We start from the raw sequence: 13,457 nt of genomic DNA, 5'->3' as shown, positions 1-13,457 counted from the left end.
GCGCGTGCGAAGCGGAGCGACACGTCTTTTTGACCGCGCCGGGGAGTGTGCGGTATGGATCCCAAGCGGGAACTCACGAGCGTCGACCTCGCCGCCCTCGTCCAGGAGCTGGGCACCTACGAGGGCGCGAAGGTCGACAAGGCCTATCTCTACGGCGACGACCTGGTCCGGCTCAAGATGCGGGACTTCGATCGGGGCCGGCTGGAACTGTTGCTCGAGGTGGGCGAGGTCAAACGCGCTCACACCGTCTCGCCCGAACGCGTGCCGGATGCCCCCGGTAGACCGCCGCAGTTCGCGATGATGCTCCGCAATCGCCTCTCCGGGGCGGACTTCGCGGGGGTCGAACAGTACGAGTTCGATCGCATCCTCGAGTTCGTCTTCGAGCGCGAGGACGGGACGACCCGCATCATCGTGGAACTGTTCGGCCAGGGCAACGTCGCCGTCACCGACGGCGAGTACGAGGTGATCGACTGCCTCGAGACCGTCCGGCTCAAGTCTCGCACCGTGGTCCCCGGCTCTCGCTACGAGTTCCCCGACACGCGGACGAACCCGCTGACGGTCTCTCGCGAGGCGTTCGATCGCGAGATGGACGACTCCGACACGGACGTCGTCCGGACGCTCGCGACCCAGTTGAACTTCGGCGGCCTCTACGCGGAGGAACTCTGTACCCGCGCCGGCGTCGAGAAAGGGCTCGACATCGCCGACGCGACCGAGGACGACTACCGGCGGGTGTACGAGGCGATCGAACGGCTCGCGCTCGACATCCGCAACGGGAACTTCGAGCCCCGGATTTACCGCGAAGAGGGCGACGAAGACGACGGGAACGAGGGGGCCGGCGACGCGGCCGACGGCCCGGTCGTCGACGTCACGCCGTTCCCGCTCGAAGAGCACGAGCGCCAGGACCTGCTCGCCGAGCCGACCGACAGCTTCCTCGCGGCGCTGGACGACTACTTCTTCGAACTCGCGCTCGAGGACGAGGAGGAGGTCGATCCGACCGACCAGAAACCCGACTTCGAGGCCGAGATCGCCAAACACAAGCGAATCATCGAGCAACAGGAGGGTGCGATCGAGGGGTTCGAACAGCAGGCCGAGGCCCAGCGGGAGAACGCCGAGTTGCTCTACGCCAACTACGGCCTCGTCGACGACATCCTCTCGACGATCCAGGAGGCCCGCGCCCAGGATCGATCGTGGGACGAGATCGAGGAGCGGTTCGCGGAGGGGGCCGAACGGGGCATCGAGGCCGCCGAGGCGGTCGTCGACGTCGACGGGAGCGAGGGGACGGTGACGGTCGAAATCGACGGCGAGCGGATCGACCTGTTCGCCCACGACGGCGTCGAGCAGAACGCCGATCGGCTCTACACCGAGGCCAAACGGATCGAGGAGAAAAAAGAGGGTGCGCTGGCGGCGATCGAGGACACCCGGGAGGACCTAAAGGCGGTCGAGCGCCGGAAGGAACGGTGGGAAGCCGAGGACGGCGCGCCCGACGAGGGCGAGGACGACGGCGAGGACGAGGACCGGGACTGGCTCGCCCTGTCGTCCGTCCCGATTCGGGAGAACGAGCCCTGGTACGATCGGTTCCGGTGGTTCCACACGAGCGACGACTTCCTCGTCATCGGCGGACGAAACGCCGACCAGAACGAGGAACTGGTGAAGAAGTACCTCGAACGCGGCGACAGAGTGCTTCACACGCAGGCCCACGGCGGTCCCGTCACGGTCGTCAAGGCGACGGACCCGAGCGAGGCCTCCTCGGGCGACATCGAGATTCCCGAGTCGAGCATCGAGGAGGCCGCCCAGTTCGCCGTCTCCTACTCGTCGGTCTGGAAGGACGGCCGCTACGCGGGCGACGTCTACGCCGTCGACTCGGATCAGGTCTCGAAGACGCCCGAGAGCGGTGAGTACCTCGAGAAGGGCGGCTTCGCGGTGCGCGGCGATCGGACCTACTACGACGACACGCCGGTCGGCGTCGCGGTCGGCATCCAGTGTGAGCCGTGGACGCGCGTGATCGGCGGCCCGCCGTCGGCGATCGAGGGACAGGCCGAGACGACGATCGAGATCGAACCGGGCCGGTACGCGCAGGGGGACGCCGCAAAACGAATTTACCGGCGCTTCCGCGAGCGGTTCGAGGACGAGTCGTTCGTCCGCAAGATCGCCAGCCCGGACCGGATCCAGCACTTCATGCCGCCGGGCGGGAGCCGGATCGCCGAGGAGTGAGCGGGCGAGGGACCGTATTTTCGTTCCCGCGCGGTCTCATACTACTGTAAGTCAGTTCCGGCGCAACCGCGATCCGGGCGGCGGTTGCGCCGGTACATCTGTACAGCAATCCGTATCAGTCGACCGTCTCCACGTCTACGTCCACGTCGGCGTCCGCGTTCGCCTCTTGCCTGTCGGCCCACCGCTGTTGACTCTCGTCGTAGGACGCGCCGAGCGCGATCAGGAAGCCGACGATCGCGGTCACGACGGCGATCGCCCCGACGGCGACGACGGCGATCGAGAGGATCGGCCCCGAGAGGACCTGCGCCGAGGTCAACAGCGCCACCGCGGTCACGGCCGCGATCAACCCGAGCAGGCGACCGAAGCGGCCGGTGTCGAGTCCGTCGTCCGGGTCGCCAGTCTCGGTGTCGAACAGTTCGTTCAGGACGCCGGCGTACTCGTCGTCGCCGCTGACGCCGTTCCCGAGCGAGTGGATCGAGTGTGCGACCCACAGCCCCGCAGTGAAGTTGAGCAGGGCGACGAACGAGACGAGTCCCACCTGACCCGAAACGAACAGTCCCGCCAGGATCGCGTTGGCGAACGCGAGGACCATGACGCCGTGAACGGCGAGCGATCGGTTTCCGAAGTCTTCGAGGAGCGTCACGTGTGCGAGCTTCATACAAGAAGTAGGGCCGCCACGGGGATACCACTGGACCCTTACTATGGTGGATATTCCCACCCATGCCGGCAGGCAGGCCGATGCGAACCGATCACCGGCAGGACGGTGGCTCCGGAAACGGGGTCGCCGGACCGATCGCGAGGGGATCGCAGACCACTTACCCGCACCCCGAGAACGCACGGGCATGCAGATCAAAGACCGGGAACAGGTCGAGGGCGGGCGCGAGCGGGTCACCGTCGTCCCCGAGAGCGTCGACGACCTCTGGCACCTCCAGTACGTCCTCGAGCCCGGCGATCGCGTCGCGGGCGATACGACCCGACGCATCCAGCGCAACGACGACCAGATGCGCGACACCGGCGGGGAGCGCGAACACATGTGGGTCGCGATCGCGGTCGAGGACGTCGAGTTCCACAAGTTCGCCAACCGCCTGCGGGTCGGCGGCGAGATCGTCGCCTGTTCCCGCGAGGATCAACTCGGCTTCCACCACACGCTGAACGTCGAGGAGCGTGACGAACTCTCGATCGAGAAGTACTTCAAACCGGATCAGGAGGCTCGCCTGGAGGAGGCCGAGGAGGCGACGGAGAACCCGGACGTCGCGATCGCGACCGTCGAGGAGGGGCAGGCCCACGTCCACACGGTCGCCCAGTACGGCACCGAGGAGCGGGCGACCATCACCGGTCCCACGGGCAAGGGCGAGTACGCCCGCGATCGATCGGAACTGTTCTCCGAACTCGGCGACGTCCTGAAGCGCCAGGACGCGGACGCGATCATCCTCGCCGGTCCGGGCTTTACGAAACAGGACGCGTACAAGTACCTCGAGGACAACGAACCGGAGGTCGCCGAGAACGTCACGATGGTCGACACGGCGGCCGTCGGCGATCGGGGCGTCCACGAGGTCCTCAAGCGCGGCGCGGTCGCGGACGTCCAGCAGGAGACCCGCATCGAGCGCGAGGCCGAGTACATCGACGAACTCACGGAGCGCATCGCCCAGGGCGCGAAGGCGGCCTACGGCCCGGAGGAGGTCGAGCAGGCCGCGGAGTTCGGCGCGATCGAGCGACTGTTGATCCTCGACGATCGGCTCCGGAAGGAACGCGGCCCGGACGGCGAGTGGGAGATCGACGTCGACGACGTCGTCCGCACGACTGAGCAGAAAGGCGGCGAGGTGACGGTCTTCTCGAGCGAGTTCCCGCCCGGCCAGCAGCTGTCGAACCTGGGGGGAATCGCGGCACTGTTGCGATACCGCCTCGATTGAGAGGCGGGATTCCGGGTCGATCGACTCGACTGATACGGATTGCTGTACCGATGTACCGGCGCAACCGCGATCCGGGCGGCGGTTGCGCCGGAACTGACGTACAGTAAACCGTATGAGAAGGAGGGTTCCTGATCGATGTCGAACCTGACTCGATCGGCAAGCACCGAATCCGGTCAACGCGACTCCAGCAGCGTCTTCTCGTCCACCTGGATGAGCTGGACCAACACCGACGCGAACAGCGATCCGGAACTCCAGATCGCGGTCTCGCACCCGTCGTCGTCGACGACCGAGAGCAGGACCGCGTCGTCGTCGACGATGGCGATCCGGCCCGATCGATCGTCGTCCTGGCGATGGGTGGGCGGCGCGAATGCGTCGACGCCCTCGAGTCGACCGAGCCGATCGCGGACCCCCTCGGTCCCGCTGACACCGACGACGTCGACGCCCGCCGCGGCGCGCTCTTCGAGCGTCGCCGCGATGTCGTCGGTGAGCAGTTCCGGCAGGCGCGTGCCGAAGACGATCCGCCGATCCGCACTGGAGAGGAGGTCGACGACGCGGTCGTCGACCCGGTCGCTCCCCCGGACCGTCCAGATGTCCTCCTGTTCTTCCTCGCCGTTTGGCTCCTCGCGGACGTTCTCGACGTACTCGAAGGCTCGCTCCTGTTCGGTCTCGAACCGATCGCGCAGGATCTCGCGGGCCTCGTCGACGCTCACCGGCCGGTAGCGGATGGGGTTCGATTGCTGGACCTCGAGCAATCCCCGCTCTTCGAGGGTTTCGGCGACGCCGTACACCTGCGATCGCGGGACGTCGACGACCCGGGCGACGTCGCGGGCCGTCCCCGAGCCGATTCGGTGCAGGCCGATGAAGACCTTGGCCTCGTAGCTCGTGAGGCCGAGGCGCTCGAAGGCTTCGAGAGCGTCTGACTCGTCGCCGCTCACTGCTCGTCACCTCCATCGTCGGGGCGGCCGCCGTCGCTTGCAGCCCGCGTACTCGCGGGCGAGGGCGCCTCGAACGGGACGTCGGGGCCGAAGTACCGTGTCCAGAGGACGAGCAGGGTCGGCAGGACGAGCACGCTCGCGACGAAGGCGTAAATAATCGTCAGCGCCGTGATGATTCCGAACTGCTCGAGCACGGGGAGGATGGCGAACGCGAGGACGCCGAACCCGCCGACGGTGGTCGCCGCGCTCCCGAGGAGCGCGCCGCCGGTGCCCGTCACCGTGGTGTGCATGGCGTCCCAGACCGAGTTCTGGCGCTCGAGTTCGAGCGTGTACCGGGCGCTGACGTGGATGCTGTAGGCGACGCCGAGCCCGATCGTCAGGCTGGTGATCATCCCCGTCAGGACGTTGAACGGCATCCCGATCAGGTACATCGTCCCGAGGATCCAGCTGACCGCGAGCGCGACCGGGAGCAGGGTCACGGCGCCCAGCATCGCACTGTTACCGGTCAGCCAGTACGCGGCCGTGAGGAAGACGAACACGGCCACGAGCGTGATCAACAGGCTCTCGAGCACCGTATCGAGGAGGTCCTGTTCGACGACGTAGTTCACGATCGGATCGCCGGTCGCCACCACGGACCAGCGCTCGTCGCCGTCGTCGAAGTCCGCCGCGATGGCGCGCATTCCCTCGGTCGTTTCCGCGCTCGAGGCGTCGCCCTGGATCGAGACGACCAGCCGGGCGGCCTCGTACTCGCCGTCGGAGCGGTAGAGCACGTCGCTCGCGGCCTCGTCGTCGATCTCGTAGAGTTCGTCGTACAGCGCCTCGAGGTTCTCGTCGGGGACGTCGTCGCCGTCCGTATCCGCCGCGTGGAACGATTCGTTGAACGATTCGTTCTCTGCCGCGACGTCCTCCATCACCGACAGCGGGCTGCGGACGTCGGCCTCGCCGCTCGCCAGTTCGTACGCCACGTCGCTGTCGGCGGCGTCGTCCTCGGCCGCCGCCACCCGTTCGAGCGTCTCGGCGTCGGTGACCGCACCCCTGACGAGCAGTTGTGCCTGGGAGTCCTGGCGCTGGAAGTTATCGTTGACGTACTCGAGGTCGGACTTCGCGCTGTACTCGCCGGGCTTGAACGGTTCCGGCAGGTCCTGGGTCCAGGCGGGCGGACTGTCCGCAAGGAAGTCCTCCTGGTCGAAGCTGGTGTCCACCTGGGTCGCGCCGTAGACGCCACCCGCGGTCACCACCAGGGTAACGACGAGGACCACGAGCGGGGCCTTCCGGGCGACGACCGCACCCACGGAGAGCACGTCGGCGAGTCGACCGCCGCCGGTGCCGAACGCCCGCTTGCGCCGATCGATCCCGCGCGCCTCGAGTCGGGAGTCGATCTCGACTTTCGCCGCGGGGATCATCGCGCCGAAGACGATCATCGCGGCGAGGATGCCGAACGCGCTCACGACGCCGAACTCGCGGATCGGTCCGATCGGACTGACGAGGTTCGAGAGGAAGCCGATGACGGTCGTCGCCGTCACCCAGACGAGCGCGACGCCGACGCCGGCGAGGGCGACGGACATCGAGCCGCGCACGTCGGTCGCTTCGCTCCCCGTTTGCTCGCCCGAGATGCGTGGCATCTCGCGTTGCTCACGGTTCCCTCCGGTCTCCGTTCGCCTATCCGAGACGCGTGGCGTCTCGCGTTGCTCCCGATGGCGCATGAAGACGTGGATCGCGTAGTCGATCGAGAGCCCGATCAGGAGCACGGGAATGGCGACGAACATCTGGTTGAACGCGATATCGGTCCAGCCCATGAAGCCGAACGTCCAGATCAGCACCGCCCCGATACCCGCGACCCCGAGGACGATGTCGAGCGGATCGCGGTAGGCGATCAGCAGCGCGACGACGACGAACAGCAGGGCGAGCGGCGAGACGATCGCCAGGCTGTCGCCCATCGATCGATCGATCTCGTCCGTGATGATTCCCGAGCCGAAGACGAGCATCTCCTGGTCGCGCTCGTCCGCGAGTTCACGAAGTTCGAGCTGGCTCTCGGTGGTCCGTTCGTCGACCGATCCCGGGCCCTGGAACTCGCCGCTCTCGGTCGACTGCGTCACGAACAGCATCCGGGCGTCCGCGTCAGTCGATCCCGGTTCGTAGGACGTCGGCATCAGGCGCAGGGCCAGGTCGCCGCCCTGGTCGCCGTCCTCCGAGAGGACGCTCGTGAGCGTCTCCTCGTACTCCGACTCGTTCATCCCCTCGAGCCGATCGATCTGGTCGGAAAGCGGCGGCTGGCCGGCTTCCTCGAGTTCCTCGCGGTCGTCCGCGAGTTCCTCGAAGTCCTCCTCGAGCTGTTCGCTGTCCGCTTCGAGTTGCTCGAAGTCTTCCTCGAGCTGTTCGCTGTCTTCCTCGAGTTGCGCGTACTCGTCCTCGAGGACGCCCTGCGTGCCCTGGAGGTAGACGTCTTCGAGCTGATCCTCGAGTTCGGCCGAGCGTTCATCGTACTCCGTCTCGTTCATCTCGCCGGTCTCGTACGCCCGTTCGACCTCGACGAGCGACGACTGGATCTCCCGCGCGTTCGACATGGCGGCGGCGAACTGGGCCGCCTGCTCGTCGTCGAGGTCGGCGGTCGCGTTCTCGTAGACGGCGTCGAGCTGGTCTTCGAAGTCGGCCGCTCGCTGTTCGTACTCCTGCTGGGTGATTTCGCCGGCCTCGTAGGAGGCGTTCAGTTCGGCGTACTCCGTCTCGATTCCGACGGTCCGGTTCAGCGCCGCCTCGAGGTCGTCGGCGGTCTCGTTGAGTTCGGCCGATCGCTGCTCGAGTTCCTCGGCGGTCTCGTTGAGTTCTGCGGCAGTCTCGTTGAGTTCCGCGCTGCGATTTTCGAGTTCCTCCCCGCGTTCGGAGAGGTTCTCGGCCTGCTCCTCGCGGATCGCGGTCGTCGCCACGAGGTTCTCGACGCCGACGATCGCCTCGTCGTCGACCAGCGTCGAATTGATCGACTCGTTGTCCCGGAGTTCCTGCTGGAATTCGAGCGACGAGAGCAGTGAGTCCTTCGTGAGGACGTCGTTGCCCCTGACGATCACCTGTACCGTCGTCGTGTTCTCCTGATCGTCGGTCGAGAAGTTCTCGTCCGCGTACTCGAGGGCCTCACCCTCGGGCGAGTCGCTCTCGTACTGGTCGAGCGACGACTGGTCGTCGACCATCGGCGCACCCGCGCCGACCAGCGCGGTGGTCAGCACGAGCGCGGCGAGGACGATCGCCGAGTGCGTCGTGATCAGGTTCGCGATGCGATCGGGGAGGCTCACCGTCGATCACCGTGTCGACTCGTCGGACCGATCGTCGAATTCATTCCTTGGTGGTCCCTTCCGAAACGGGCAGGGATATATCTGTTGTTACCCGACTACTAACAGGACATGACGGGTCGTTCGGCGCGCACCACACACGTGTTTCCGCCGACCGGATCTGGCGACGGTCACTCGATCGAGACAGTCGTGAGGTCCTCCGCGAACCGGACGTCGCCGTCGTAGTGGGCTCCGATCGACTCGAGCATCTCCTCGTGGCGATCGTCGGTGTGGGGGTAGAGGTGGGTCAGGTAGACCCGGCCGATCTCCCGGCCGGCCAGTTCCCGGCCGAGCGCGGCGGGCGTCGGGTGGTTCGAGACGTCGACGTCGTCGGGGAACGAGCAGTCGTGGGCGAGGATCGCGGAGCCCTCGGCGAAGTTGGCCAGGCCGGCGAACGCCTCGCTGTCGCCGCTGAACGTGAACCGATCGTCGAACCGGTAGGCGAGACAGGGAAGCGAGTGGCGCGTCTCGTAGGCCGAGACGTCGAACCCCGCCACCGAGAACTCGCCGGGGACGACCTCGCGAACCTGCAGGTCGAGTTTGTCCTGCATGTACTCGTGGACCGAGAGGAGGTCGTCGACCAGCGCCTTGGTCCCCTGCGGGCCGACGACTTCGAGGTGTTCCTCGCCGGCCAGCCACCGGGCTTTCATCAGCGGGAGCAGGTCCGCGACGTGATCGAGGTGGTGGTGCGTGAGCAGGACGGTCGAGACGTTCTCGTAGCCGACGCCGGACTGCTGGAGGCGGTGGAGCACGCCCGAGCCGCAGTCGACAAGGAGCGATCGGCCGTCCTCCTGAACCAGGATCCCGGTCTGAAATCGTTCGCCGGTCGGCATCGCGCTGCCAGTTCCGAGAAAGGTGACGCGCATACGGACCTCTCTGACGGCCGGTCCGATAAGGGTGACCTCTCGGAAACGCGGTGTCGCGCGCGAAATTGGTGTCGGATCTGTTAACTCGGCGGCGAACGATACCGACGATATGCGCGCTGCAGTGCTCGAGGAGTACGGCGAACCGCTCTCGATCGAGGACGTCGATCCGCCCGACCCCGCTCCGCACGGGGCCGTCGTCGACGTCGAGGCGTGTGGCATCTGTCGGAGCGACTGGCACGCCTGGCAGGGCCACGGCGAGTGGGCCGACGATCAGGTGCCGATCGGACAGATCCTCGGTCACGAACCCGCGGGTCGGGTGGCCCGCGTCGGTGACCGGGTGGATCGACTCTCGGTCGGCGATCGGGTGGTGATTCCGTTCAACCTCGGCGAGGGTGGCTGTCCCCAGTGTCGGACCGGCCACGGAAACGTCTGCGAGGACGGCTACGCGCTCGGGTTCGAATCCAGCGTCCCAGGCGCGTTCGCCGAGCAGGTCCACGTCCCACACGCGGCGTTCAACCTGACTCGACTTCCGGCCGACGTCTCGCCGACGGAGGCGGCCGCACTCGGCTGTCGGTACGTGACCGCGTTCCACGCGCTCGCACACCGCGTCGACCTCGCCGGCGGCGACTGGGTCGCCGTCCACGGCTGTGGCGGCCTCGGACTGGCCGCGGTCCAGATCGCGACGGCCCTCGGCGGGACCGTCGTCGCCGTCGACGTGCGCGAAGAGCCGCTCGCGATGGCGATCGATCTGGGTGCCGAAGCGACGATCGACGCGTCCGACTGCGCGGACGTCCCTGCAGAAATCGAGGCGATCACGGACGGCGGGGCACACGTCTCCGTCGACGCGCTCGGTCGCGCCGAGACGTGCCGGAACAGCCTCGACTGTCTCGGGATCCGGGGGACCCACGTCCAGCTCGGACTGACGACCGACGCCGAGCGCGGCGAGGTCCCGCTCCCGATCGACGAGATCACCCGGTGGGACGTCACGGTCGTCGGCTCGCGCGGGATGCCGCCTTCCCGGTACGACGAACTCCTGCGAATGATCGATGCGGGCCGACTCGCGCCCGAGAAACTGGTTACGCGGCGCGTCGGACTCGCGGACGTCTCGGATCGACTCGCGGCGATGACCGACTACGAGACGCGGGGCGTGGAAGTCGTCACCGAGTTCTAAAATTCACTTCCGCTCCGGTAGCCAAACCCTCTTACATACCGCTCCCGCAGACGACGATGATGGCCGGGCCCGAGTCCCTCGACTTGCCGATCGCCGACGACGCCCTCCCGTTCGATCCCGCGGCGGTCACGATCGAGGACCGGGACGTCTTCGACCTGCTAGAGCCCGCGGTCCAGCAGTGGTGGCTCGAGGAGTTCGGCGAGTTCGTCCCCGAGAACGACGGATTCTTCACGCCGCCACAGCAGGGCGCGATCCCGAAGATCCACGACGGAACGAACACGCTGGTCTGTGCGCCGACGGGAAGCGGGAAGACGATGTCGTCGTTTCTCTCGATCATCAACGAACTCTACAAACGCGATCGCGACTCGGAAGACGGCCTCGAGAATTCGGTCTACTGTCTGTACGTCTCGCCGCTCAAGTCCCTCGCCAACGACATCCACCGAAACCTCGAGGTGCCCCTGGAGGGGATCGAGTCGATCGTCGAGAAAGGCGCGGCGCCACGCGCCGCGGAAGAAGCGAGCGGGCAGGGCCCGCGAGACGGCGATCGGGAGATGGGCGAGATCCGCCACGCCATCCGCCACGGCGACACGGACTCGAGCGATCGCCAGAAGATGCTCGAGGAGACGCCCCACATTCTCAATACGACGCCCGAAACCCTCGCGATCTTGCTCAACTCGCCGAAGTTCCGCGAGAAACTCCGCACCGTGGAGTACGTCATCGTCGACGAGATCCACTCGCTGGCCGACGGCAAGCGGGGCACCCACCTGTCGGTGAGTCTCGAGCGACTCGAGGCGATGGCCGAGAACGAGATCACGCGGATCGGCTGTTCGGCGACGATCGAGCCGCTGTCACAGGTTGCCGAATTTCTGGTCGGCTGTGAGGAACCCGGCGGGGAGCCGAGCGAGGGGCTACGCGACGGGGACGGTTCGAGCGGGGCGGAGGCCCGCGAACCGCGACCCTACGAGATCGTCGACGCCCGCTTCGCCCGCGAGTTCGACATCGAACTCGAGTGTCCGACCGACGACCTGATCAACACGTCCCGCGAGGTCGTCCAGGAGCGGTTCTACCGGAGCCTCCACGAGCACGTGCAGGACCACACGAACACGCTCGTCTTTACCAACACCCGATCGGGTGCGGAACGGGTTCTGCACAACCTCCGCGAGCGGTTCGACGCCTACGACGAGGGCAACTCCGCCTGTCACCACGGCAGCCTCTCGAAGGACGTCCGCCAGGACGTCGAGGGCCGACTGAAGGAAGGGGATCTGGACGTCGTGACCTCATCGACCTCGCTCGAACTGGGGATCGACATGCCCCACGTCGACCTCGTCGTGCAGGTCGGCTCTCCGAAGTCCGTCGCGGCCCTGCTCCAGCGGATCGGCCGGGCGGGCCACCGCGTCGGACAGACCGTCACCGGTCGCGTGATCGCGCTCGATCGGGACGAACTGCTCGAGTGTGCGGTCATGCTGCAGAAGGCCGAGGAGGGGTTCGTCGACTCGGTCTCGATCCCCGAGAACGCCCAGGACGTCGCCGCCCAGCACGTCTACGGGATGGCGATCGCCGAGATCAGGCCCGAGTCCGAGGTGAAGTCGATCCTCCGGCGGGCCTACCCCTATCGGGACTTCTCCGACGAGGAGTACGAACAGCTGATGCGGTACCTCACGGCCGAGTACGCGGGGCTCGAGGATCGAAACGTCTACGCGAAGGTCTGGCGCGACGAGAACGACCCGCCCGACGGCCAGCACCACCACGAGGAGTTCCCCGTGGGCGAACCGCTGATCGGCAAGCGCGGCCGCCTGGCGCGGGTCATCTACATGACCAACATCGGGACGATCCCCGACTCGTTCACCTGCGACGTCCACACCCGCGCGAGCGACGAGTGGGTCGGCCAACTCGACGAGAACTACCTCGACACTCTCGAGAAGGGCGACGTCTTCGTCCTCGGCGGCGATCACTTCGAGTACCGGTACCGGCGCGGATCGAAGGTGTACGTCGATCGAACCAGCGCCCGCCCGACGGTTCCCTCGTGGTACTCCGAGCGGCTTCCGCTCTCGTACGATCTGGGCCGGGAGATCCTCGAGTTTCAGGCCGAGTTGCTCGAGCGCTACGACGCGGGCGGCCCGCCACGGGTCCGCGCGTGGCTGCGGGAGTTCCCGCTCGACGACGATAGCGTGCGCGCGATCGCCCGGCTGTTCGACCACCAGGTTCGTTTCGCCGGGGCCGAGAGCGTGAGCACACCCGATCGGCTCGCGATCGAGGTCGAGCGCGATCGCGAGGAGTACGAGCGTCACTACTACGTCCACTCGGCGTACGGCCGCAAGTTCAACGACGGCCTCTCCCGCCTGCTCGCGTATCGCTGCGCCCAGGAGGCGACCGCGAACGTCCGGGTGGCGGTCGCGGACAACGGCTTCGTCCTCTCGATGCCGCTGAACCGCAAGGTCGACCTCGAGGGCATCGTCGACGACCTCGACCCCGAGCAGGTGCGTTCGGACCTCCGTGCGGCCATCGCCGACACCGACCTGCTCCAGCGGTACTTCCGGATCAACGCGACGCGATCGCTGATGATCCTCAAACGGTACAAGGGGTACGAGAAGTCCGCTAGCGAACAGCAGGTCTCGAGCGAGATGCTGCTGGGTTTCGCCGAGGATCTCGAGGAGTTCGCCGTGATCGAGGAGACCTACCGCGAGATCTTGGAGGACAAACTCAACGTCGACGCGATCGAAGACGTCGTCGCGGCGATCGACGCGGGCGAGATCGCGATCGAGCGCCACCTGCTGGACTCGCCGACGCCGCGGGCGTTCGGCCTGGCGACGCTCTCTGCCAGCGACGTCGTCCTCGCCGAGGACGAGAGCGCGGCCCTGCAGGCGTTCCACGAGCGCGTCCTCGAAGAGATCGGCGAGGAGTCGTTGGCGAGGTTGTCGTCGGAAGACGACGATTGACGGGGGAGTCGGTCCGTGCAAGACGACAACACGGGACAGTCCGCAACCCCTTCCATCGATTCCGCTCTAACGCAATCTGGTTAACAGTTGTAGTTCTCACCCAAAATT

The 13,457-nt window shown here is 66.8% G+C and carries 8 protein-coding genes; 4 read left to right on the top strand and 4 right to left on the bottom strand.

Annotated elements, in window-relative coordinates; translation table 11 throughout:
* Positions 1 to 54 precede the first annotated feature (54 nt).
* A complete protein-coding gene (gene rqcH, locus MUN73_RS08230; protein WP_250139979.1) occupies positions 55 to 2,211 on the top strand; it encodes a ribosome rescue protein RqcH in 2,157 nt (718 codons plus the stop codon).
* 115 nt (positions 2,212 to 2,326) lie between these two features.
* Here the strand turns inward: rqcH and MUN73_RS08225 are convergent, their stop codons facing one another.
* Positions 2,327 to 2,869, bottom strand: a complete 543-nt coding sequence (locus tag MUN73_RS08225) for a hypothetical protein (protein ID WP_250139978.1) — start codon at positions 2,867 to 2,869, stop codon at positions 2,327 to 2,329.
* Between the two features lie 184 nt (positions 2,870 to 3,053).
* Between MUN73_RS08225 and MUN73_RS08220 the strand changes: the two genes are divergently transcribed.
* Positions 3,054 to 4,121, top strand: coding sequence for an mRNA surveillance protein pelota (locus MUN73_RS08220; RefSeq protein WP_250139977.1), 1,068 nt, complete (start codon positions 3,054 to 3,056; stop codon positions 4,119 to 4,121).
* A 173-nt stretch (positions 4,122 to 4,294) separates the two neighbouring features.
* On the opposite strand, the gene MUN73_RS08215 is transcribed toward MUN73_RS08220, so the two are convergent.
* From MUN73_RS08215 to MUN73_RS08205, 3 genes are all read right to left on the bottom strand, one after another.
* Entirely contained in the window at positions 4,295 to 5,056 is a 762-nt protein-coding gene (locus MUN73_RS08215; protein ID WP_250139976.1) for a TrmB family transcriptional regulator, read from the bottom strand.
* Positions 5,053 to 8,340 carry an MMPL family transporter gene (locus tag MUN73_RS08210; protein ID WP_250139975.1) on the bottom strand — a complete coding sequence of 1,096 codons (3,288 nt, stop codon included), beginning with the start codon at positions 8,338 to 8,340 and terminating at the stop codon, positions 5,053 to 5,055. The genes MUN73_RS08215 and MUN73_RS08210 overlap by 4 nt, the downstream gene beginning before the upstream one ends.
* A 167-nt stretch (positions 8,341 to 8,507) precedes the next feature.
* Positions 8,508 to 9,242, bottom strand: a complete 735-nt coding sequence (locus MUN73_RS08205) for an MBL fold metallo-hydrolase (RefSeq protein ID WP_250139974.1) — start codon at positions 9,240 to 9,242, stop codon at positions 8,508 to 8,510.
* Between the two features lie 109 nt (positions 9,243 to 9,351).
* On the opposite strand from MUN73_RS08205, the gene MUN73_RS08200 reads away from it, so the two are divergent.
* Both MUN73_RS08200 and MUN73_RS08195 read left to right on the top strand, forming a co-directional pair.
* The gene (locus MUN73_RS08200; RefSeq protein ID WP_250139973.1) at positions 9,352 to 10,413 is read left to right on the top strand and encodes a zinc-dependent alcohol dehydrogenase family protein; all 1,062 of its coding nucleotides are present in this window, start codon (positions 9,352 to 9,354) and stop codon (positions 10,411 to 10,413) included.
* Between the two features lie 59 nt (positions 10,414 to 10,472).
* Positions 10,473 to 13,349, top strand: a complete 2,877-nt coding sequence (locus tag MUN73_RS08195; protein WP_250139972.1) for an ATP-dependent helicase — start codon at positions 10,473 to 10,475, stop codon at positions 13,347 to 13,349.
* The last annotated feature ends 108 nt before the right edge of the window (positions 13,350 to 13,457 follow it).

Source organism: Halosolutus amylolyticus (genome assembly GCF_023566055.1).
In the GTDB taxonomy this organism is placed as follows: domain Archaea; phylum Halobacteriota; class Halobacteria; order Halobacteriales; family Natrialbaceae; genus Halosolutus; species Halosolutus amylolyticus.
Note: the sequence above shows the minus strand (reverse complement) of the source record. Positions and strands in the feature narration are given on the sequence as shown.